This window comes from Enterobacter cloacae complex sp. 402C9 (assembly GCF_050030745.1).
GTDB classification, from domain to species: domain Bacteria; phylum Pseudomonadota; class Gammaproteobacteria; order Enterobacterales; family Enterobacteriaceae; genus Enterobacter; species Enterobacter intestinihominis.
In genome coordinates, this window is sequence record NZ_JBLGUW010000001.1 from 2,721,868 (window position 1) to 2,743,622 (window position 21,755).

Genomic DNA, 21,755 nt, shown 5'->3' on the forward strand with positions numbered 1-21,755 from the left:
TAAACCAGCCGGAAATAAAGATCGCTGCGCTATTAATCCCTTATTCCCTGGCCTTTAAAATAATGCGGAATAAAAAGAGGGATTTTCACGTGTCAAACATACACCTGCAAAACGATGTTTTTTATCCGCATCGCACAAATATTATTTCTGAACTGGTGAGAGGGAAACGCGTTCCCGGCCCAATCTGGCACAAACGTGATTACCGGTTAAAGTTCCTTCTGCGCTCGCTTTTATTCTGGTCCTCCACCCATCGCATGCTGGAGGCGCTATCCGGACGCGATGATTTCGACAGGCTGCTCACCTCTCAAATTACCTTGCCGAGCAAAACTCACCGCCAGTATCTGATGCGTGGCCTGAACTCAAACGACCGGGCCGATGCTATCGTCAGCCACTATCAGTGGATTGATAGTCTGACAAATACCGCCCTCGCCCACGCGCTGATCAATCCGCAAGAGGTGCCGGTTGTCCAGTTCGAGGCAAAAAACGGCGAAATCTATACCGTCCACGTCTCGTCCGCAGGTAAGGCTGAACGTGAAGGCGAAAGCACGCTTTGGCTGCATGACAATGACAACACGCTGCTTGCCAGCCTGACGTTCTGTGTCGCACGCAGTAACGGCCGTATGGTGCTGGTGATCGTCGGCCTCCAGGGTCCCCGTCGTCATGTTTCACGGGAGGTGATTAAGCAGGCTACCCGTGCCTGCCATGGGCTTTTCCCGAAACGCGTGCTGATGGAGGTGATCTTCCAGCTTGCCTCACGCTCGAACATCAGCGCGATTTTTGCCGTCAGCGATGAAGGCCATGTTTTCCGCGCGCTGCGCTACCGTCTGAGCAAAGGGCGTCATTTTCACGCCAGCTACGACGAGTTCTGGGAAGGCCTGAACGGAAAGAAACTCTCCTCCTTCTGCTGGCAGTTGCCGCTCCAGATGGAGCGTAAAGCACTGGAGGAGATTGCCAGCAAAAAACGCGCCGAATACCGTCGCCGCTTTGCGTTACTTGATGATATTGCGGCTTCCGTACATGCGCGCATTGATCCCGCAGTCGTCTCAGGCAAAATACAAACAAAAATTTAACAAAACAGCCAAAAAGGACTGGACTTACGCCTGCCGGGTTGTGGTATGTTTGAAGCAGGCGCACAGGAAGTGAACCTTCTGCTGAGACGAAAACCGGATTTTATCGTTTATTTTCATGCAGATAAAAAGAGACCGAATACGATTCCTGTTTCCGCTTCAACCAGTCTTTTTTGATTATATTCAAACACTTACACATCAGAAACCCGTTAAATTCGGGTTTCAATGCTTACCAATACATCGATTCAAGATCAAACCGTTGCCATCTTTTTCGAGTGGGCGACGAGTGAACTTCGAGATCGCTTCGATCCGAAATCTCCCCAACTTTGCGTAGCTCCTTCCAGTTTCGCAACATGCCGCTTTACTCCCGCCACTGCCGTCACCATAATCACCACCGATCCGATTGTAAGATTTATCAGGTGCGCACCTCTTTTATCGGACAACAAGCAAATCTGAAAATCTCGTAGTGTATCGAGGCGACAGCATTTCACGCTTCATCTGCCACTGCTGCTGTATACCCTGCCCGGCAAAATAGAGCGTTCCCTTTCCGTCCTTTGCATTCAGGTGATCCAGCACTTCCATTAACTTCTCGCTACCAGCTCGAGGCGCACTGTCGTCGAACAGATTGAGCTGGGCCACGCCCTGGCTGAAGAAGTCACCCAGCATGACGCCCGATTTCTGGTACCGGTGACCGTCCTTCCATATTTTGTCCAGACACTTTACCGCGGCGTTGATGATGTCTCTGCTGTCCTGCGTTGGCGTGAGCAGCCTTATCGATGCGCTGTTTCCGTAATACGGCTCATTAAGGGCAAATGGAGAGGTCTTGACGAAAGCGGAGATAAAACGGCAGTACTGATGCTCACCCCGAAGTTTTTCAGCACCACGGGCGGCATAGCTGCAGATAGCCTGGCGCATCTGTTCGTACTCGGTGACGCGTTCGCCGAATGAGCGACTGCAGACGATTTCCTGCTTTGCCGGTGCAAACTCCTCCAGTTCAAGACATGGTTCGCCGCGCAGTTCCCGGACCGTTCGCTCCAGGACCACATTGAAGTGCTTTCGAATAATCCACGTACTCTGTTCAGAAAGGTCCAGAGCTGTTTTGATCCCCATGGCATTAAGCTTTTTACTGATTCTGCGACCAACGCCCCAAACATCCTCTACAGGCACGATCGCCAACAGCCGACGCTGCCGATCGACATTTGATAGGTCCACTACCCCACCCGTCTGTCTCTGCCATTTCTTGGCGGCGTGGTTTGCCAGCTTAGCGAGTGTTTTTGTCTGCGCGATGCCAACCCCGACGGTTAGATGCGTACGCTTCAGAACCGTAGCGCGGATCTCTTTGCCGAACTCCGTCAGGTCCCGACAGTTCCGAACGCCCGTCAGGTCACAAAAAGCTTCATCGATACTGTAAATTTCGACGCGGGGACTCATTTCTTCAAGCGTTGTCATTACCCGGTTCGACATATCAGCATACAGCTCATAGTTGCTGCTGAAGCAAACAACACCAGCGCGCCGGAACAGCTCTTTTTGCTTGAAGAATGGCTCACCCATGGTAATTCCAGCGGCCTTGGCCTCGGAGCTGCGTGCAATTACACAGCCGTCATTATTTGAGAGCACGACAACCGGCTTCCCCCGTAGATCCGGTCTGAATACTGTCTCGCAGCTCGCATAGAACGAGTTGACATCTACAAGCGCAAACATGTCATATCACCGGGTTTTCATCAGTGAATGCCGTGGCGCCATTTATGAAGAACGTGACGACTCCCATCACGACAACATCCTTCAGGATATCGCCCTCTATGCACTCTCCTTCTTCAGTTATGAGTGACTGTCCCATAACAACAGCAAACTGCAGACGACCTGATACGCAAAGCAAAACGCGCGCGCCATTGCCCGGCAAATGGTCAGTCTGGAAGATAGCGTAACCACCTGTGGTTTCTACTAGGCGAGAGTTGCCGTTAACTTTACAGATCTCGTCAAGCCTGAATCGTGGTGTAGTAGAGTGCATTCTGGGCCCCATCAAAAAATAACTGTATGTACATACAGTATTATTAATGTTGATAGGGAGGTCAATGTTCAAACCAAAGAGAATGATCGGATTCATCTTAACTGTTAAAATCACTCGCCTTTTAACAGACAAGAAAGTTGACGATGATTGCCAACATCCAGTACCTGCGGTTCCTTGCCGCCTTCCTCGTGATTTATGCTCACGCAAACCTTGCCGTTTATGGCATCACCCCACAGATCACAAACCTTGGCGGTGTTGGCGTTGACATATTTTTCATCATCAGCGGCTTTATAATGCCGTACATTATTTACGGCGGCCTCTATAAGGATGGTATGACGCCAAAATTAACACCGCTGGGTTTCATAAAGCGCCGCATTACTCGCATATGGCCGTTGTACCTTGTGGCAACATTGGTTGTTGTGTTCATATCATGGCTGGTTGACTCTGGTGCTATATCCCAACCTACTGCAGATTTCGCATATATCTTCAACGGCTCGCGGCTAGACCTCATGTGGATCATCAAAACGATGACGTTCATGAACTTTGACAAGCCACCAATTCTTGGAATCGGCTGGACTTTGCAGTTTGAATTCCTGTTCTATTTCTTGCTTGCGGGTCTTCTTGCGATTGGCATTAAAAAAGCCAACTCACTCGAGTTTTATTCAGTCTGCGCCCTGGTAATTTTCGGCGCAGGTAACGCCTTAGCTCACGGTGAAAGTAAAGTTCTGGTAACTCTGTCCAGCCAGATGTTTATCGAATTCATCCTCGGTATGTATCTTTACCGCATGTACTCAGCAGGATGCGTCCTGCCGAAGTGGCTGGCGTGGGTGGGAATTGCTTCTTTCTTCCCGCTTTTTGCTTTCGCTAACTCGGGTGTTTTTGCTTATAACGATTATTCCCGACTGCTGACATGGGGCATCCCGGCGTTCGTGATTGTCTGGTCGGCTCTGAGCCTTGAAGGGGTTATTCCTCACAACCGCACTTTCTTGCTGCTGGGCGACTCATCTTACAGCCTGTATCTGTCTCACGGTATCTCAGCGCCGGTATTTCTGTTTATCTGGACGCAACTTGGCCTTGATAAGACAGTGAGCATAGTTCCTTATGTTATCGTCTATTACATCTACTGCCAGGTTATCGCCCTTGCCTGCTATAAGTTTATTGAAAAGCCTGTTAATGGCTGGATAAAGAAAAAAGCATACGGAAAAGCTAAATGAAAAAATTAATTATTGCTTCACTATTGTCTGTGTCATTTTGTGCCGCAGCTGAAATACCAGCTGCACCTGATGACTACACGACGTGCACGGATGTAAAGTGCAGCAACTACATTGTGAATAAGTTTAATATTCACCCTTCTTTCTTTGGTGGGAAATTCGTTTATTCGGATACTATTTACGCATCTGAGGATTTTAAACGCGAAAGACTACTGTTCAGGCCTACCGGCCCGGTCATGATGTTCAATCAGACTACCGGTGAGCTCTATCATAACGGTACCGATTTCAGGGTATCAGGCGACAAAATAGCAATCCCTGATGGCTCTGCTATCCCGGTAGCTAAATCAGGATTTAAAAAGCCGCTGAAAGAAGATGAAAACTTTAACATCAACGTTACGACTGAATACCAGAAATATCAGATTTCGGCGTCTTACAAGAAGGCAGATCGCCTTTACCTGAAAATGAGTGGCGGGGTTACAGACTTACGTAATTACGTTAAAAGCCTGCAGGAAATGAAGGTGACGTATTACGGGGATAGCATTACTTTCGGAGCGAATGCCAGCGACATATACTCAGAACCACATCAGCCACCATATGTCGGACTGGTGTCTGCTTACATGTCTATGATGAAGGGCGGCAAATATCATTACTACAACCCATCGGTGCCGGGATGGACCTCTAATAACGCCTACTACAGCACTGACGGAAGACTCACGAAGCTTGATTCTGATGTTTATATCATTTCTTTCGGTATGAACGATTCGAATGATCTACCGCCAAAAGAATACTATTTCAGCATCGATGCCCTGATAAAAAATATCAAAAGCAAAAATAAGCATGCGCGAATCGTACTGCTTTCTTCTACCCTTCCGAATCCTGAGTGGGTGCTGCCGAAGAAAGAGTATTTCCCGCTATACAGCGAAGAGTTGAAAAAGTTATCTCTGAAATATAATCATGTGACATTTGTCGATATAACAAACGTCTGGGTTCAGATGCTTCAGCGCAAAAACATCTACGCTATTACAGGTAATGGCGCTAACCACCCTGCCGATTTTGGTCACAGGGTGATCGCAGAAGCGCTGCTCACAGCCTTCCTTGGCGATGACTTCTCTTAAACAACAATTTTCAGGAAGTTTGAAGCATCTTTATAGATGGTGCCCGCAGGGGCACCGGATATTTCATCAAGTGTTTTAACATTTTTCAAAGCCACCATTCCATCAGCTGATAGTTCAATGCTCTGCGCTCCGTTGTTCATGTTGATCTTCAAGGTTCCTACCGCGCTCCCTCCATTAGTGCTGGTCCATTCAAGAGAGGCTATGTCGAGCCCTGTATCAGTGTTAGATGTTCCCTGAAGCTTTATTTTTGCACCGCCACTTCCAGTGATTCTGAAAGCGGCGTTAGTGCCGTTGGGCATCGCAACATCCAATGGCTCTTTTGGGTCTAACGTATGAACGCCAACAAACGGCATATCAGTAACACCACCACCTGCCGCCTTTGCCGTTATCGCAGGCACGACAGAATTGGCAAAGATTGCCACGGATTTAGTGCTTGAGTTTACAGCTTGGTTGCCGGAGTTAATGCCAGATCCGATGACAATAGCACCGCCGTATGCCTGAGCATAACGACCAACGGCAAACGCACCATCACCCGCTGCTCTCGTTGAGTGACCCAGCGCTGTTGCGCCAATTCCATCGCTTGCCACCCCTCCCGGGTCAGTAGTGAATCCCGCCCTGGCCTGAGTAAAGTACCCTGCTGCAAATGCAGCGCGCGAGTTGGCTTCCGTTTCTTCGCAGAGCGCTGCAGACTTTGCGCCAAGGGCAATGACATTTTTCCCGAATGCAAAAGAACAGTACCCTTCAGCATTTGGTGAGGTGATGTCATCCGGGTTACCTGTCGCGCTGCCAGCACCGCCAGCCAAGGAAGCCACCCCATAGGTCACACAGTCATGACCAAATGTTGCGGTATAAACTGCAAAAGATGCCCCATTTCGGCCAAATGAAACAGAATAGTCACCTATGTTTGCAGGATCACCCCATGAGTTTTTAGAGGGCAGTCCGCGCCAAAAGTCTTTTTCGTCGTCAAGTGGTTCGAGATCAGATCCGCCTACGCGTAACCAGCCCTTAATCTTATCAAACGCCCAGATCAGCCCCCGCGTTAAACTCGAACCGGAAGGAATTCCATAGTTAACCTTTTGACCGGTGAGCTTCAAACCATCGCTTTCTGCAAGGTCTGAGCGCAGAGTAGCATCTCCTACACTGAGCCACTTTCCTACCCCTACGCCACCAGCAGAATCTGGCGTTGAACCAGCAGGAACGTCTTTTGGAAATGCACCATCCCAGCGGTAGTATTCGCCTGTCGCCTCAAGGCGAAGAACCTGGTTAGGGAGGGTGAGCGTATTTCCATCTTCAAAGCTATCCAGAGTGATGTAGCCAAATGCGGCAATAGCCTGCTGCGCAAGCCAGCGCATGCCTTCAATGGTGTAATGCTGCACACCGAATCGGTCGGTGTATGTCCACCCCATCGATGTAACGAATTCGTCAATTTTCCCCGCGTTGAATTTCAGGTCGCGAGGTGATTCGCTTGGTACTGCATCTTGCGTTGGTTGCGTAGCCATATTGATTCCATAAAAAAACCCGGCGCAGTGGCCGGGTCTGGTTGGTCGGGGACGGTTCTTATTGGTAGATGGCGTCGCTGTATTCCGCGACGGTCAGAGATACCGTGTTATCTGTGTTCGGTTTGATGCTGTTGACCGTCCATAGCTGACTGTCCAGTTCCTCAACGGTCGCGATGAGGTAGCGCGACGGAAGCTGCACAGTGTCTCCGTTCCAGATATTGAGCTGAATGTTGGGTATCCGATAACAAAGCTTCACGGCCTGCGCATGCTGAACGCCGATATATTCCGACACATCCCACTGTCGTCAGCCGACAGTACTAATGTGGCGCGAAACATCGGCATCGACAAAGCGTGGGATAAATCAGCCTACGCGCCGGCAAGCAAAGAAACACGCGCTGCGGTGCTGGTTGAGCGCATTGAAGCCTTTAACTCTGCAAGTTCGCTGAATTACGACGCAGATCGCGATCGGTTCACGCCACAACTTGCTTTCGAGGTTTGATATGACCGATTACACCGGCAGCAACACGCCAGCGGATCAGCGCGACCTCTGGCGCACTCCACCAGCCCTCTTCGCCTCCCTTGATGCTGAGTTCTGCTTCCAGCTGGATGCCGCCGCGGCGCCTCATAACGCACTGTGCCGGAAGTTCATCACCGCCGAGCAGAATACACTGGAGACTCCCTGGGCTGATTACCTGAATTTACCTGGCTACGTCTGGATGAACCCGCCATACAGCGACATCACACCGTTCGTTAAGAAGGCCGCTACGGAAAGCGCAAATCAGATCGGCACGGTCATGCTGGTTCCGGCAGACACATCGGTTGGCTGGTTTAAGGAGGCTATCCAGACCGCCAGCGAAGTTCGCTTCATCACCGCCGGGCGGCTGGCTTTTATCAACCCGGTCACCGGTAAGCCGGTTAGCGGCAACAACAAAGGCTCAATGCTCATCATCTGGCGACCGTACCCGCGTACACACTGCCACTTCGCAACTGTGGACCGGGACGAGTTGATGGCTTTCGGGGCGAAACTTCTCGCCCGACGGGAGGCCGCATGACGCCAGAAACAGACAACGCCATCCGCGCCGCCTGCCGCCGCTGCACCGAAGAAATACAGCAGGCCATGCGCAAGAAGCCAAAGCCTAACTGGAACGAAACGGTGCCTCCCATCATCAATAAGCATCACAAGAAAATTGAAGCTCTGGGAGTTAGCCTCCTGGAGTTCGTCGTATACACAGGCAGGCTTAATCGCCGCTTCGGAGTGGAATCGTGACCAAATACGCGAAACTGGATAGCGAAGTGTTAAGCGCTATCGGCGCTCAGCCAACCTCGTTTTCGAAGATATTTAGCCCTTCCGTCAGACAGGAGTGCCTCGTCATTGCTGAGGCAGAAGGAAAGCACCCAATGGACGTCTTCCGCATCCTTGACCGCCGACTCCAGTCGCTCAGGAAGCTTGGTGTCATCCAGCACGTCAAAGGCAAGGGGTGGATACAGCCATGAAATCGCAAATCACTAGGTCGCTATCGCGGCCTTTTTTATTGCTGGCGTTCACCTTCAACCGAATTAACCGACAGTTCCGGGAGCATTGACCATGGCCGATATCATCGATACCGCAGCAGAGATTGAAGAGCTTCAGCGTAACGCTGCCCTTTCCGCTCACCGAGTAAACCGCAACGCCGAATCAGCTGAGCATTGCGCTGAATGCGGTGAGGATATCCCGGCGCCGCGGCGCGCTGCCGTTCCCGGCTGCAAGACGTGCGCCAGTTGCCAAGAAGAGATTGAGTTGAAGTTAAAAATTTTCAGGTGAAGTAATATGCAGATAGTGTTTTCTTGGATCCTACTAACATTTACAAGGATATGCTCATGAGTGGGAATGAGTTCGATTATTACGACCTAACTTCAAAAATAATCATTGGGCTGGTAACCGGTATTGTAGCTGCATTCTTAACCGCTAAATTTGCTCTCAATCGATTTTACAAAGAAAAGTGGTGGGAAAAACGACTGGGCTCATTCACCGATGTAATCGATAAAGCTTATAGGGTCAAAATGACTGACCGCTATTTTCTGAATCTAGAATATAGCCTCACGCAGGAACAAGATGAAACGTTTAACAGACACCCTCCTGAACAGGAAAAGTTACTCAGAGACCTTTATTGGGAGGATATACAGGAACTTGAACGAATAGCTCAACTTTCTGATTTTACGTTGACCCCAAAAGCATCTAAGTTGTTGAATGATTTTGTCAAAATGAGGGCAGAAACTCGCTCTGACTACTATAGGGATGATGCAATAAATTCCCTTGAGGCCGCTGAAGCAGATCTTGAGGCATCAGAAACATTACTGGATGGGCTTGTGCAGGAAGCTAAAAGGGCACTGAAAATAAAGTAATATTTACAACCACTAACAACTAATTCTCACCGCCTACGGGCGGTTTTTTCTTATCTGATTTCGATTAATCAACACGTCAACGCCGCCTCGCATATAATGCCAGGCGGCTAAGGAGTTCTCATGGCTAAGCTTCTCAACTTGCAGGAATGGGCTGCTGAGGTCTACACGACTCCGCCCTCCCTTTCTACTCTGCGTCGATGGACGCGGGAGGGGCGAATTTATCCCGCGCCGGAGCTGCACGGAAAGGAATATAAGGTCAAGCCTGACGCTATCTACGTGGACCCGCGCAAGAAGAATCTGCGCGCTAAACCGAAACACACCAAACTGCCGTCCGGCGGCACCTTACTGGAGAGACTGACTCATGGCGAAAAGGCCAGTACGTTACGACGCTAACCTGCCCCGTAACCTGACCTATCGTAAAAGAGACAGACTTTACAGCTGGCGCAATCCGGTGACCGGGCAGGAGATTTCTCTTGGGCGGATTGATCGCAAGGACGCCGTTGCGCAGGCCATTGAGGCCAATAACTACATCGACCAGAATTACCTTCCCTCTTCTCTCCTGGATCGCATAAAGGACGTGCCCACTTTCACAGTGGCCGCATGGCTGGAGCGTTACGAGGTGATTCTCGAGCGGCGCGAGCTGAAACCAAATACGATGAAGGTCAGGCGAAACCAGATCGCTACCATAAAGGAAGAGTTCGGGAAAATACCCCTCGCATCAGTCACGACTAAGGATATCGCCTCATTTCTTGAAGCATACATTCTCTGCGATAAAAAGAGCATGGCTTCCGGACTGCGGTCTGTACTGATGGACATCTTCAGGGAAGCGATCGTAGAAGGACATGTCGACAGGAACCCGGCTGAGCCGACGCGAACGCCGACGCCGAAAGTTAAGCGAGAGCGCCTGCTGCTCGAGCATTTCACCGTCATCCGCCGGGCCGCGTTAACTCATTCTGACTGGGCACCTAACGCATGCGATCTTGCGCTAATCACCGGCCAGCGGCGGGAGGATATCTCACTGTTCAGGTTCAGTGACGTTAAAGACGGGAGGCTTTTCGTTACTCAGGAGAAAACAGGTCACAAACTGGCGCTCCCCCTTGATTTGAGGCTGGACGTCGCCGGGCTTGTGTTGCAGGATGTCATTGATCGATGCCGGGTGAACAACCCTTCCGATTTCATGCTCTACTCGCCGGTTCGCCGCGGGGGAAGAAAGCCAGGGCCGCTAACTCCTGACGGACTCACCCAGGCGTTCGCAGAGATAAGGGATTCGACCGGGTTAAAATTCGGCCCTAACCCACCGCCGTTTCATGAGATCAGAAGTCTGGCGAGCAGGCTCTATGAAAAGGAGCGAGGGGAAGAATTTGCTCAGCGTTTACTCGGCCACAAAAATTTAACAATGACCAAAAAATACCTGGACGCACGCGGTGCAGAGTATGTTATGGTTTAGACAGGATATGGAATATTCGAGTAATTTTCGGGGGATTTCGTGTTGAGACCGAAAAAACTCTTATGAAACAAATAGATAAAAAGAGACCGAATACGATTCCTGTATTCGGTCCAGGGAAATGGCTCTTGGGAGAGAGCCGTGCGCTAAAAGTTGGCATTAATGCAGGCTCAATCGCCTTGCCCTTTAAGAATAGATGACGACGTCAGGTTTTCCAGTCCACAGTAAAAGTGGTCTGAAAAAAAGCGTCAGAACATCACTAAATGTGAAAAACCGCAGAGCTTTTACAAGCACCTGCGGTTTTTTTTACTGGAAACCTGACGGCTAGCAGAGCTTTTTAGCGCGCTCAATAAACGGTGCCAGACTCTTCTTCTGCCCGGGGTTTGCCGGGTCATCCACCTGGATCACGCTGACAGGCTGTCCGTTACTTTTCCCGCTGGCAACCTGCTGCTCCGCTACGTCATTTAACGGATACTGCACGAGCGTACTGGGATTGATGACATACAGCGCGTTACCGGGACGGCAGGTGAGCATGACCTCTTCACGATTAAATGCCCAGTTGTCCTTACCCACTTCAAACCGGCTGACGGTGATGACCTGCGGCGCGGCCAGCGCACTGCTGGCACAGGTGAGAAGTAAAAGAGAAAGCAGTGTCTTTTTCATAAGTTATTAAACCTTGTCAGAAGGGTTCCCAGGTCGCGAACAGGCTGACGGCCGCCAGTACCAGCGCGCCCAGCACCACTTCTGCCTGTGTCATCCTGATAAAAATCTGTTGTTCCCGCCCGGCATCAGGGCGAAAGCGTGGCACAAGAAAATACCGATTCGCCAGCGCAATTGCCACCATCATGATGACCAGCGCACATTTGAACAACAACAGCCGTACATAAGGCGCTTCCCACGGCACGTCTATGCCCACAATAAAGAGCGTATTGATTATCCCGGTCAGCAGCACGCCCGCCACGGCGTAATGCCCCACACGGGAGAAGCGCATCATGGTAAAGATAGCGGCTGGCTGCCAGCGGCCTTTCGCCAGCCGCATACAGAACAGCAGCGGCAGTAAACCGCCCACCCAGGTGGCGGCGCAGAGCAGGTGAAGCGCATGGTTCAGACGATGCAACGCACCCGGCGCGCCACCGTTCATCGCGGCATGTCCCACGCCCGCCAGCAGCACCAGTTGCCCCATCGCGAGCAGTAACAGCCGTGAGCCCTTTTGCGGGGTAAGCCATGCAGCACCCGCGGTCACAGCGGCCAGCACCATTTGCCACAGCCAGACGCCACCAAACTGCGTGCCCAGCACGCTGCGCCAGACCGGCGGGCGAATGACATCACCCCAGCCGTTGCACATTAACCCACTTTGCAGGCCGAACATCAGCAGAGCAGCCATCAGGCTGATTAAGGCCGCGATATTCTGCTGGCGCTGGAAACGCTGCGTCATGAGGCGCTGCAACGAAGACGGTGCAAACCAGACACTGTATAGCGCGTTGCCGAAAAGTAGTATCAGCGCAACAAAATGGATAAAGCGAAACGCTACGTAGCTCAGGGCCAGCATACTATTTCACGCTAAAGTGATAGCTGCCCTTGGTTTTGTGGCCGTCCACGGAGACCACATGCCAGTCCACCGTATAGGTGCCGGTCGTCAACGGTTTCTCAAGAGGAACAATCAGCTTTGCGTTATCCTTCTCGTCACGCTTCACCGCGCCGGTCTGGATTTTGTGCTGCTGCGCGTCCGTCACCACGACGCCGCTGAAGGCAGGTTCAATGCCTTCCGAGAAATTCAGGGTAATGACGTCGGGTGCCGTCGCGACGGTATTTTCCTGCGGGGATTGTTGCTTAAGGTGCGCATGGGCCAGAGCTGATGGCGCGATTGCCGAAGAGAGCAGAAACACCAGCGCACACGCGACGCGGGAAGGGGTAAAGTGCATCACAATCATTCCTTTTCGTTATGCCTGAATGCTAAAGAATAACTCTGTATAATTAACGAGTCGAGGAACATCCTTTGCTCCCTTGTCATCGTTGAACAATCGCGGTAACGTTGCCGCCGCAGAAAAAGGAGAAGGAAATGAACGTTAACCTGGCCGCCCTTCCTCAGGACGAGATGGACAAAGTGAATGTCGATCTCGCCGCCGCGGGGGTCGCATTCAAAGAGCGTTACAACATGCCCGTCGTGGCTGAAGTGGTAGAGCGTGAACAACCTGCGCATCTGCGCGACTGGTTCCGCGAACGTCTTATTGCGCATCGCCTCGCCTCCGTTAATCTCTCGCGCCTGCCGTACGAACCTAAAGTTAAATAAGCTTAACGTCCCGTTACACTTCCTTACGCGTTATGTGGCAGGATAAGAAAACCCTGATAAATTTAGGTGTAATCTTAAAATCCCAGCGACTTAGTGTATAAGGAAGTCACGATGTCACGATGGACTATTGCCGCGGCTCAGTATGCTCCGCGGCACAACTGTGTTGATGAGCACGTAAAACATCACCTGCACTTTATTGCCGAGGCTGCCTCGCATGGGTGCGATTTAGTCGTCTTTCCGGAGCTTTCGCTTACCGGCCCTGGCGGAACAACCTTACCCCCACCCCCTGACGATTTGCAGCTTGCCCCCCTCCTTCACGCGGCGCAGTCACGTTTCATCACGGTGATTGCCGGTATTACTCTCCAGCAACAGAAAGGACTCGCGCTATTCCCCCCTAACCTGTCGACCATCCGGCGTTATCCGCAGGGTAACGGTGCGGGTGTTAATCCTGGCAATAAACGGTTAACCATCGTTGATAATCAGGCTGACGCCCCGGAACTGGACCCAGAGGCAACGCTGTTCACCAGCAGCCTGGCGGTGGGTGAGCAACGCTGGCGGCAATCCATCAGTTCGTTACAACGCTTCGCGCATAAGTACGCCATCGCGGTATTAATGGCGAACGCGCGCAGCGGTAGCGCGTTATGGGATGAAAAAGGTCAGCTGATCGTGCGTGCCGATAAGGGAGAGTTGCTGTTAACCGGTTCTTTGGGCCGACAGGGTTGGCAAGGGGATATCATTCCATTAGGCTAGGCATTTTAGGATCAGGAGCGATCAATGCTGCGCGTCATCGATACCGAAACCTGCGATTTGCAGGGTGGAATTGTGGAAGTCGCCTCTGTCGACGTGGTTGACGGAAAGATAGTCAATCCAATGAGCCACCTGGTGCGCCCGGACCGTCCCATCAGTGCGCAGGCGATGGCAATTCATCGCATTACGGAATCGATGGTGGCGGATAAGCCGTGGATTGAAGAGATCATCCCTCTTTACCACGGTAGCCAGTGGTATGTCGCCCATAACGCCAGCTTTGACCGCCGCGTGCTGCCGGAGATGCCCGGTGAATGGATTTGCACCATGAAGCTGGCGCGCCGTCTGTGGCCGGGGATCAAATACAGCAATATGGCGCTGTATAAGTCGCGCAAACTAAGCGTGCGGACGCCGGAAGGACTGCATCATCACCGCGCCCTCTATGACTGCTACATCACCGCAGCGCTCCTGATTGATATCATGAATACTTCCGGCTGGACGCCGGACGATATGGCGACCATTACCGGCCGCCCCGCCCTACTGACCACCTTCACGTTCGGTAAATATCGTGGAAAACCGGTATCGGAAGTGGCGGACAACGATCCGGGCTATCTGCGCTGGCTGTACAACAACCTCGACAGAATGAGCCCGGAACTGCGCCTGACGCTGAAGCATTATTTAGGCGAAGCCTGAGTTCCCGCGCGGCCTGGCAGCGTATCCTGCGCCAGGCCAATCAAAAAGGCGTACTCCAGCGCCACCCCTTCATAGGATTTAAATCGCCCTGATTTCCCTCCGTGCCCCGAGTCCATATCGGTACACAGCAGCAGCAGATTATCGTCAGTTTTTAGCTCACGCAGCTTCGCCACCCATTTCGCGGGCTCCCAGTACTGTACCTGGGAATCGTGCAGGCCGGTGGTCACCAGCATATGCGGATAGGCTTTCGCCTCGACGTTATCGTACGGGCTGTACTCTTTCATGTAGCGGTAATAGGTTTCATCCTGCGGGTTCCCCCACTCCTCAAACTCCCCGGTGGTCAGCGGAATGGTTTCGTCCAGCATGGTCGTCACCACGTCCACAAACGGCACCTGAGCGATAACGCCTTTAAACAGTTCAGGCCGCTGGTTTACCACGGCTCCCATTAACATGCCTCCGGCGCTGCCCCCCATGCCAAAGCAGAGTTGCGGATCGCCATAACCCTGCGCGATCAGCGCATCGCAGACATCAAGGTAGTCATTGAAGGTATTTTTCTTTTTGAGAAATTTTCCGTCTTCATACCAGTGCTGACCCAGCTCGCCGCCGCCGCGAATATGGGCAATCGCATAAACAAAACCGCGGTCGAGCAGGCTCAGCCTGCTGCTGCTGAAATCGGCGTCCATGCTGGATCCGTAGGAGCCGTAACCGTAGACGAGGATGGGGTTTTTACCTTTGTTGAAGTGATCCTTGTGGTAGACGAGAGACACGGGGACTTCAACGCCGTCGCGCGCGGTCACCCACAGGTGTTCACTGCGATAATTTTCCGACTCAAATCCCCGGACCTCAGCCTGTTTAATCACCTGACGCTGCCCGGTGTCCATATCCAGCTCAAACAACGTGTCCGGGGTAGTCATTGACGAATAGCCGTACCGCAGGCGGGACGATTCCGGTTCCGGGTTAAAGCCGATCCACGTCACGTAAGCCGGGTCATCGAACGCAATGCCCACCACTTCGCGGGTTTTGCGGTTGATTTGGCGGATACTGGTCAGTCCGCGCTGACGCTCTTCCACCACCAGCCAGTCGGTAAACAAGGTGAACCCCTCCAGCATCACCTGATCGCGCGCAGGAATTAACACTTCCCACTTCCGTTCATCGCGCACTTTGGTTTTATAAAGGCCAAAGTTTTTGCCCTCGCGGTTCGAACGCAGGTAAAAGCTGTGCTGGAAGTGATCCAGACTGTACTCATGATCTTTACGGCGCGGCAGGAAGCATAACGGCTGGGCATCCGGCAGTTCGGCATCCAGCAGCAGCACCTCAGAGGTGGTGGCGCTGGCAAGGAAGATAATCACGTAGTGGCGAGACGAGGTTTTATGCAGGCTGACGTAGAACGTCTCGTCTTTTTCTTCATACACAAGCTCATCGTCGGCGGAATCGGTCCCCACCGTATGACGCCAGACCTGATAAGGCAGCAGCGTTGAGGCATGCTTTTTAACGTAGTAGACCGTTTCTGAATCGTTACCCCAGACGAAATCGGGGGAGACATTATCCAGCATTTCGGGATACCAGTTTCCCGTTTCAAGATTGCGGAAACGCAAACCGTACTGGCGGCGGGAGAGGTAATCCTCAGCCAGCGCCATAATGGCGTTATCGGGGGAAATGGACATGCCGCCCAGCGTATAAAACTCACTGTGGGCAGCACGTTTGTTAGCATCCAGCAGGATCTCCCATTCGTCCCACTCGGCGCTCAGCACAGACTGGCGCTGGTAGATGGGATATTCGTTTCCCGGCTCATAAATATGGCGATAGCGATAACCGTTTTTGCACCACGGGGCAGAGACATCACGCTGGGGGATACGCTGCACCATTTCGTTCAGGAGCTGATCCTGAAGCGCCTGCTGGCTGGCCATGACCTGGCGGCCATAGTCGTTTTCCTCGTGCAGATAGTCGAGCACCTCTGGCCGGGAACGAGAATCGTCCCGCAGCCAGTAGTAGTTATCGATACGCGTATCGCCATGCGTGGTGATCGCATAAGGAGTACGTCGGGCTTTTGGAGGCATGGCATTCTTACTTTTTCGTTTTACATCCTATAAGGTTGGCAAAACACGCGTATGATGCAAGCGAAACATGGCCTTCTAGCCCGCGAGGGTCTGCTTCTGCTGCTGAATATCCTGCTCAATTCCCTCACGAACGTCCTGTGGGATCTTCAGCGCATCACCCAGGGCGTTCAGGTAGCTGCGCTCCATAAAGTGATCGATATCGATGGCAGCACAGCTCAGAAAATAGAGTTCCAGTGCCTCTTCTTCGTTTTTCACGCTTTGCGCCAGACGCTGCGGATCGAGCGGCTGTTCGATGGCCTGCGCCACCAGCGCCCTGCCCTGCTCCTCAACGCCCGCTTCCCGCATCTGCTGTTCAATTGCGGCACGTTCACTGGCATCAATATGCCCGTCGCTCTTGGCTGCAAAGACCAGGGCGAGGATCAGACGCTCGGTGCGTAAATCTAACGGCGATACCTGCTTCCCGTACTGCGGTTCATCCTGATGCGCGTTGCGCACCTTGTCTTTGTATTTGTTCCATAAGACGGAGCCTGCAATAGCCCCTCCGCCCGCCAGCAGCGCGCCGGTACCGTATTTGGTAAGCAGTTTCCGCGATGATTTATTGGCAACCAGCAAACCGGCCAGCCCGCCGAGCGCACCCGGCACAAGCAGCTTGCTCAGACCCTGCTCGCCGGACGACGAGCCTTTTTGTCCCAACAGGGATTGCAGTTGATTCATCCAGCCTGACATATTTTTCCTCACGTAACAGTGCGTAACCTTCACAGCCTAAGCGAGCGGGTGTCAGGAAATGTCTGTCAGTGCTAAAGAAGCGCAAATTTCTCCCCTGTCCGGGTTATCCCTATACAAGACAGACGCAAACGTTTTCGTTTATACTGCCTGCATCTTTTTCAGGGGGATTTTTATGACTCGTTTAGGAACTGCGCTGCGTCCTGCCGCGACGCGCGTCATGCTGTTGGGATCGGGTGAACTGGGTAAAGAAGTGGCCATTGAATGCCAGCGTTTGGGTGTGGAAGTGATTGCGGTGGACCGTTATGCGAATGCGCCCGCCATGCACGTCGCGCATCGCTCGCACGTCATCGATATGCTTGACGGTAATGCCCTGCGGGCGTTAATTGCCGACGAAAAACCGGATTTCGTGGTACCTGAAATTGAGGCCATTGCCACTGAGATGTTGGTTGCCCTTGAACAGGAAGGCCAGCGCGTGGTGCCCTGTGCCACAGCGGCAAAACTGACCATGAACCGGGAAGGCATTCGTCGCCTGGCGGCAGAAGAATTACAGCTCCCGACCTCCAGCTACCGTTTTGCCGGGGATAAAGCTGCGTTTCTCCAGGCCGTAGAGGAGATTGGCTACCCGTGCATCATTAAGCCGGTAATGAGCTCCTCTGGCAAAGGGCAGAGCTTTATCCGCGACAGCAGCACGCTGGACAAAGCCTGGGACTATGCCCAGCAGGGCGGCCGTGCCGGTGCCGGGCGCGTCATCGTAGAAGGCGTGGTGAAATTTGATTTTGAAATTACCCTGCTCACCGTCAGCGCCGTGGATGGCGTTTATTTCTGCGACCCGATTGGTCATCGCCAGGAAGACGGCGATTATCGCGAATCCTGGCAGCCGCAGCAGATGAGCGCGCTGGCGCTGGCACGCGCGCAGGAGATCGCCCGCAAAACGGTGCTGGCGCTGGGCGGCTACGGCCTGTTCGGCGTGGAGTTGTTTGTTTGCGGCGACGAGGTGATCTTCAGTGAAGTCTCCCCTCGCCCGCACGATACCGGGATGGTCACGCTGATTTCGCAGGATCTCTCTGAGTTCGCGCTGCACGTACGTGCTTTCCTCGACCTGCCGGTTGGCGGCATCCGTCAGTACGGCCCGGCAGCCTCGGCGGTGATCCTGCCGCAGCTGACCAGCCAGAATGTCACCTTTGACAACGTCGAAGGTGCGGTAGGCGCAGGCTTGCAGGTTCGGCTGTTCGGCAAACCGGAGATCGACGGAGCCCGTCGTCTGGGCGTGGCATTAGCGACCGGGGAAAACGTGGACGAAGCCGTCGCGAGAGCGAAAAAAGCGGCCACTGCGGTGAAAGTGACAGGGTAAATAACTAAAGGCTGGTCAAGTAAGCGACCAGCCACATAGCATGATTAACGTTGTTTCGTTTCTATCGCTTCCATTCGTATTCCATGTCCTCGTAGGCTTCATTCGTTTTCGAGATGAAAACAAAACTACCGAGGCCTATAAAAATAACGAAGGGAATGATTATGCTCGCAATCAGTTCCCAGATTGCTGGCGGATCGTTTTGCGCCAGTAAACTGATACGATAGGCAATGAGGGATAACACGCAGAATAAAGCCGCCATCCCCGCAGGATAAAGGGGATTACTCCAGTTACACCAGGTAAGTTTATTTGGGATAGCTGTCTTCATGGAGGAAAGCGCAGTAATACAAAATTTGTTTTTGTCTGAATATGCTACCAGTTGCTCCCCCTGGGCATATTTTACCGCATCCGCCGCAAATGCCAGAGCCAGCCACCGATACCCGGCACTCTTTGCGCCCAGAGAGGCATCGATATCCAGCCGTTCCACCGTGAGCGCTTTTTTGTCCAGTGCCTGCATTAATGGATATTTTTCAATACGGGACAGCCCGGTATACCAGAGATTTTTCGGCGTAAGTACCGAACCCGTCTCAAGGAAGACCGCCATGTTGTCCTCTACATCGGTCACATCAGACATAGGCTGATATAAATATACCGGTTTTTCGCCCTCCTCCCGGACATAATGACTGGTCAGCAGGAATGCACATGCATTTTCCATGCTCTTTGATTCGCCGCTTTCTTCATGTAAATGAACGATAACAATCAGTCGGTTTTCAACTTTGTAATCAGATAAGTTCATCCATTGGCTAACGATCGCGTAGTCAGGGCATTCTGTGCTGTACTCAATTTTACACGTGCTGGCCGTTTCAATACCCAACCGCTCCAGAGTGCGTCTCAGTTCATCAATGCAGGATCCGCTCCCTCCGCGAACCCAGACAACGGTTTCAAAAATACGGTAGTTATAGCCCTTCAATTTTTCTGCCATCGGGTCCAGTAAGCGGTAAAACATCTGTTCATTCCTGGTCTGGTCGAAGCGATCTTCCAACTGAATGTTAACCGGCGTTTTCGGTGCCAGCGGAAATTCGCCTTCCAGTTTCAACATATTCAGCGCGGGTTGCTCCAGGGGGGTTATTGAAGACCATGCTGCGATAGCCATATTTTTCCGCGCATACGCCTTTAAATTAATCTCCTGCTCTTTTGCTATGAATTTTCGGGTTTCAGCATAATGAATGTTGGCGTCATGAAATATGAAACTTGTAAAAACTAACAACGACACAACACAGATGGGCAGAATAACTGAAGGCACAAAAAAGAGAGCCGTAACGTGTTCCTGTTCAGGCCAGGTTAGAGCCCGGATCGCGAGGCCCATTGCGACGGCTATCACATAGAGGAAAACAATCATGACGACTGGCAGAGTGGAATCCGGGTCTGGCTGTTTTTTGTATAACCACCACGCGCGCATTACGAAGCTCCCGCCACAGGTAAGGTACTTTTGATTTCACATCCACACGCCGCGCGACAGCCATCTACCACAACCCCACGGCCATGCATGGTCCAGGTTGGGTGACATTCAGTGATTGGGAACGTCCCTTTATGGAGCGGACACTGCACAAGATCATCTTTCAAGGCCACGGGCTGACCCATAAAGTCTGCCCCAGAGGCCTTAGTGACTTTTCCTCCGCTTATCAGCGGATCGTTTAACCTAATGACGCCTTTCATCGCTTTATCTCCCTATTTTCCCGCATCCATATCACAGCGCATATGATCCCAGCCGGTGTACTCCTTCACTTCGGGTACGCTGTCGGGTAAATCTTGCCAGTTAGCCTTAAATTGCTGCGTGCTGTGCTTAAGCCCCTGCTTAGTCATATAGACCATTCCCCAGGCCCAGCCAGGGAAACGGGGGTCCAGCGTATCGCTTACTTTATTTCCCATTCCGTCATCCACGGTATAGGCAATCCCCGGCCCACCGGGCAGAATGCGCGGGTCTTCAAATGGTTTTGACGACATGTACAGCCGGTGCTTGGTGAGTAGAAAGCCCTGATCGTTGACGACGGTGAAAGATATGACATCATCATAATAAGGAGCGTTACCTCCATCAGGTTCATTGCTCCCTGGTGACATAGATGCACCACCTCTTTCCCACGTTTTCCCATAGTCTTTTGATACTGAAAAACCACCAGTAACATTTCCCCACCACGGAATAGCAAGATAGTGCTCTGAAGGATGCACGAATTTTTTGGTGAAGATTCGATAAAACTGACTGGCAATTTGTGAATGGATACCTTTCTTAGTATCGCTAAACCAAAGTTCACCTTCGCAATCCCAGCCTTTCAGTTCGAGATAACGATGATCATCGAACCGGTAAACAACCTGTGTGGGCGGTTCTTTCGCCTGGCATCCGGTTGCCAGCACAACGGAAGTAGCTGCGAGAACGGTACATAATCCTTTCATCAGTTATCGCCCCGCATCCATATCACAGCGCATATGATCCCAGCCGGTATAGCCTTTCACGTCGGGTACGCTGTCGGGTAGGTCCTGATAGTTTGTCTTAAATTGAGCTATATCTTCGTGCAGACCTTCTTTGGTGATGTAATCCAGCCCCCAAGCAGGACCAGAAGAACCGGGTTCCAGCTTCCCGCTGACTTTGTTTCCCATTCCGTCATCCACGGTATAGGCAATCCCCGGCCCGCCGGGCAGAATGCGCGGGTCTTCAAATGGTTTTGACGACATATACAGCCGGTGTTTGGTCAGTAAAAAGCCCTGATCGCTGACGACGGTGAAAGATATAACATCATCATAATAAGGAGCGTTACTTCCATCAGGTTCATTGCTCCCTGATGACATAGATGCACCACCTCTTTCCCACGTTTTCCCATAGTCTTTTGATACTGAAAAACCACCAGTAACATTTCCCCACCACGGAATAGCAAGATAGTGCTCTGAAGGATGCACGAATTTTTTGGTGAAGATTCGATAAAACTGACTGGCAATCTGTGAATGGATACCTTTCTTAATATCGCTAAACCAGAGTTCACCTTCGCAATCCCAGCCTTTCAGTTCGAGATAACGATGATCATCGAACCGATAAACAACCTGTGTCGGCGGTTCTTTCGCCTGGCATCCGGTCGCCAGCACCAATACTGCTGCTGACAGACCCACACATAATTTTTTCAT

General features: G+C 51.9%; 24 protein-coding genes and 3 pseudogenes. 14 read left to right on the plus strand and 13 right to left on the minus strand.

Annotated features, from left to right (window positions below; all coding sequences use genetic code 11):
* Nucleotides 1-89 precede the first annotated feature (89 nt).
* The gene (locus tag ACQG1K_RS12980; protein WP_426720844.1) at nucleotides 90-1,070 is read left to right on the plus strand and encodes a VirK/YbjX family protein; all 981 of its coding nucleotides are present in this window, start codon (nucleotides 90-92) and stop codon (nucleotides 1,068-1,070) included.
* A gap of 429 nt (nucleotides 1,071-1,499) precedes the next feature.
* On the opposite strand, the gene ACQG1K_RS12985 is transcribed toward ACQG1K_RS12980, so the two are convergent.
* Both ACQG1K_RS12985 and ACQG1K_RS12990 read right to left on the minus strand, forming a co-directional pair.
* Nucleotides 1,500-2,768, minus strand: coding sequence for a Y-family DNA polymerase (locus tag ACQG1K_RS12985; protein ID WP_367074318.1), 1,269 nt, complete (start codon nucleotides 2,766-2,768; stop codon nucleotides 1,500-1,502).
* 1 nt (nucleotide 2,769) lies between these two features.
* Entirely contained in the window at nucleotides 2,770-3,075 is a 306-nt protein-coding gene (locus ACQG1K_RS12990; RefSeq protein ID WP_182410459.1) for a hypothetical protein, read from the minus strand.
* A 143-nt stretch (nucleotides 3,076-3,218) separates the two neighbouring features.
* Between ACQG1K_RS12990 and ACQG1K_RS12995 the strand changes: the two genes are divergently transcribed.
* Complete coding sequence (locus ACQG1K_RS12995) at nucleotides 3,219-4,289, plus strand: acyltransferase family protein (protein WP_047364830.1); 1,071 nt, start codon at nucleotides 3,219-3,221, stop codon at nucleotides 4,287-4,289.
* The gene (locus ACQG1K_RS13000) at nucleotides 4,286-5,401 is read left to right on the plus strand and encodes an SGNH/GDSL hydrolase family protein (protein WP_199004918.1); all 1,116 of its coding nucleotides are present in this window, start codon (nucleotides 4,286-4,288) and stop codon (nucleotides 5,399-5,401) included. The genes ACQG1K_RS12995 and ACQG1K_RS13000 overlap by 4 nt, the downstream gene beginning before the upstream one ends.
* Before the next feature lie 1,079 nt (nucleotides 5,402-6,480).
* On the opposite strand, the pseudogene ACQG1K_RS13005 reads toward ACQG1K_RS13000, so the two are convergent.
* Together ACQG1K_RS13005 and ACQG1K_RS13010 are read right to left on the minus strand one after the other, a co-directional pair.
* Nucleotides 6,481-6,900 (minus strand): annotated as a pseudogene (locus ACQG1K_RS13005) (hypothetical protein); the annotation flags it as partial.
* 58 nt (nucleotides 6,901-6,958) lie between these two features.
* Nucleotides 6,959-7,138: pseudogene (locus ACQG1K_RS13010) on the minus strand (hypothetical protein); the annotation flags it as partial.
* Between ACQG1K_RS13010 and ACQG1K_RS13015 the strand changes: the two are divergent.
* The 7 genes and pseudogenes from ACQG1K_RS13015 to ACQG1K_RS13045 all read left to right on the plus strand — a co-directional run.
* Nucleotides 7,133-7,399 (plus strand): annotated as a pseudogene (locus tag ACQG1K_RS13015) (hypothetical protein); the annotation flags it as partial. The pseudogenes ACQG1K_RS13010 and ACQG1K_RS13015 sit on opposite strands and share 6 nt — an antisense overlap.
* A 1-nt stretch (nucleotide 7,400) precedes the next feature.
* Nucleotides 7,401-7,952, plus strand: a complete 552-nt coding sequence (locus ACQG1K_RS13020; protein WP_367074316.1) for a phage N-6-adenine-methyltransferase — start codon at nucleotides 7,401-7,403, stop codon at nucleotides 7,950-7,952.
* Nucleotides 7,949-8,167 (plus strand): hypothetical protein, encoded by a 219-nt coding sequence (locus tag ACQG1K_RS13025; RefSeq protein WP_006176198.1) that lies wholly within the window; start codon nucleotides 7,949-7,951, stop codon nucleotides 8,165-8,167. The genes ACQG1K_RS13020 and ACQG1K_RS13025 overlap by 4 nt, the downstream gene beginning before the upstream one ends.
* A gap of 318 nt (nucleotides 8,168-8,485) precedes the next feature.
* Nucleotides 8,486-8,701 (plus strand): TraR/DksA family transcriptional regulator, encoded by a 216-nt coding sequence (locus ACQG1K_RS13030; protein WP_367074314.1) that lies wholly within the window; start codon nucleotides 8,486-8,488, stop codon nucleotides 8,699-8,701.
* A gap of 56 nt (nucleotides 8,702-8,757) precedes the next feature.
* On the plus strand, nucleotides 8,758-9,282 hold the full coding sequence (locus tag ACQG1K_RS13035) for a hypothetical protein (RefSeq protein ID WP_367074312.1): 525 nt from the start codon (nucleotides 8,758-8,760) through the stop codon (nucleotides 9,280-9,282).
* Between the two features lie 120 nt (nucleotides 9,283-9,402).
* A complete protein-coding gene (locus ACQG1K_RS13040) occupies nucleotides 9,403-9,675 on the plus strand; it encodes an excisionase (protein ID WP_219939851.1) in 273 nt (90 codons plus the stop codon).
* A complete protein-coding gene (locus tag ACQG1K_RS13045; RefSeq protein ID WP_367074310.1) occupies nucleotides 9,644-10,729 on the plus strand; it encodes a tyrosine-type recombinase/integrase in 1,086 nt (361 codons plus the stop codon). Before ACQG1K_RS13040 ends, ACQG1K_RS13045 begins: the two co-directional genes overlap by 32 nt.
* A gap of 321 nt (nucleotides 10,730-11,050) precedes the next feature.
* On the opposite strand, the gene ACQG1K_RS13050 is transcribed toward ACQG1K_RS13045, so the two are convergent.
* From ACQG1K_RS13050 to yobA, 3 genes are read right to left on the minus strand one after another with little or no spacing between them, the layout of a single operon-like run.
* Nucleotides 11,051-11,389 carry a YebY family protein gene (locus ACQG1K_RS13050; RefSeq protein ID WP_022648464.1) on the minus strand — a complete coding sequence of 113 codons (339 nt, stop codon included), beginning with the start codon at nucleotides 11,387-11,389 and terminating at the stop codon, nucleotides 11,051-11,053.
* A 16-nt stretch (nucleotides 11,390-11,405) separates the two neighbouring features.
* Nucleotides 11,406-12,275, minus strand: coding sequence for a copper homeostasis membrane protein CopD (gene copD / locus ACQG1K_RS13055; RefSeq protein ID WP_367074308.1), 870 nt, complete (start codon nucleotides 12,273-12,275; stop codon nucleotides 11,406-11,408).
* 1 nt (nucleotide 12,276) lies between these two features.
* The gene (gene yobA / locus ACQG1K_RS13060) at nucleotides 12,277-12,648 is read right to left on the minus strand and encodes a CopC domain-containing protein YobA (RefSeq protein WP_023300433.1); all 372 of its coding nucleotides are present in this window, start codon (nucleotides 12,646-12,648) and stop codon (nucleotides 12,277-12,279) included.
* A 137-nt stretch (nucleotides 12,649-12,785) separates the two neighbouring features.
* Between yobA and ACQG1K_RS13065 the strand changes: the two genes are divergently transcribed.
* From ACQG1K_RS13065 to exoX, 3 genes are all read left to right on the plus strand, one after another.
* Nucleotides 12,786-13,016, plus strand: a complete 231-nt coding sequence (locus ACQG1K_RS13065; protein ID WP_003859784.1) for a DNA polymerase III subunit theta — start codon at nucleotides 12,786-12,788, stop codon at nucleotides 13,014-13,016.
* Between the two features lie 111 nt (nucleotides 13,017-13,127).
* The gene (locus ACQG1K_RS13070) at nucleotides 13,128-13,766 is read left to right on the plus strand and encodes a nitrilase-related carbon-nitrogen hydrolase (RefSeq protein WP_367074306.1); all 639 of its coding nucleotides are present in this window, start codon (nucleotides 13,128-13,130) and stop codon (nucleotides 13,764-13,766) included.
* Nucleotides 13,767-13,790: 24 nt separating this feature from the next.
* Nucleotides 13,791-14,453: an exodeoxyribonuclease X gene (exoX, locus tag ACQG1K_RS13075; RefSeq protein ID WP_022648468.1), complete on the plus strand. Its 663-nt coding sequence runs from the start codon at nucleotides 13,791-13,793 to the stop codon at nucleotides 14,451-14,453.
* On the opposite strand, the gene ptrB is transcribed toward exoX, so the two are convergent.
* Nucleotides 14,435-16,510, minus strand: coding sequence for an oligopeptidase B (ptrB, locus tag ACQG1K_RS13080; RefSeq protein WP_022648469.1), 2,076 nt, complete (start codon nucleotides 16,508-16,510; stop codon nucleotides 14,435-14,437). The genes exoX and ptrB overlap by 19 nt on opposite strands.
* A gap of 75 nt (nucleotides 16,511-16,585) precedes the next feature.
* Nucleotides 16,586-17,236 carry a tellurite resistance TerB family protein gene (locus ACQG1K_RS13085; RefSeq protein WP_022648470.1) on the minus strand — a complete coding sequence of 217 codons (651 nt, stop codon included), beginning with the start codon at nucleotides 17,234-17,236 and terminating at the stop codon, nucleotides 16,586-16,588.
* A 172-nt stretch (nucleotides 17,237-17,408) separates the two neighbouring features.
* On the opposite strand from ACQG1K_RS13085, the gene purT reads away from it, so the two are divergent.
* On the plus strand, nucleotides 17,409-18,587 hold the full coding sequence (purT, locus tag ACQG1K_RS13090; RefSeq protein WP_367074303.1) for a formate-dependent phosphoribosylglycinamide formyltransferase: 1,179 nt from the start codon (nucleotides 17,409-17,411) through the stop codon (nucleotides 18,585-18,587).
* 61 nt (nucleotides 18,588-18,648) lie between these two features.
* Here the strand turns inward: purT and ACQG1K_RS13095 are convergent, their stop codons facing one another.
* Genes ACQG1K_RS13095 through ACQG1K_RS13110 form a run of 4 tightly spaced genes read right to left on the minus strand, consistent with a single transcriptional unit; the run spans nucleotide 18,649 to nucleotide 21,755 of the window.
* Nucleotides 18,649-20,043 (minus strand): hypothetical protein, encoded by a 1,395-nt coding sequence (locus tag ACQG1K_RS13095; RefSeq protein WP_367074301.1) that lies wholly within the window; start codon nucleotides 20,041-20,043, stop codon nucleotides 18,649-18,651.
* Complete coding sequence (locus tag ACQG1K_RS13100) at nucleotides 20,043-20,300, minus strand: PAAR domain-containing protein (RefSeq protein ID WP_022648473.1); 258 nt, start codon at nucleotides 20,298-20,300, stop codon at nucleotides 20,043-20,045. The genes ACQG1K_RS13095 and ACQG1K_RS13100 overlap by 1 nt, the downstream gene beginning before the upstream one ends.
* A 12-nt stretch (nucleotides 20,301-20,312) precedes the next feature.
* On the minus strand, nucleotides 20,313-21,032 hold the full coding sequence (locus tag ACQG1K_RS13105; protein ID WP_367074299.1) for a T6SS immunity protein Tli3 family protein: 720 nt from the start codon (nucleotides 21,030-21,032) through the stop codon (nucleotides 20,313-20,315).
* Nucleotides 21,033-21,035: 3 nt separating this feature from the next.
* Entirely contained in the window at nucleotides 21,036-21,755 is a 720-nt protein-coding gene (locus ACQG1K_RS13110) for a T6SS immunity protein Tli3 family protein (RefSeq protein WP_367074297.1), read from the minus strand.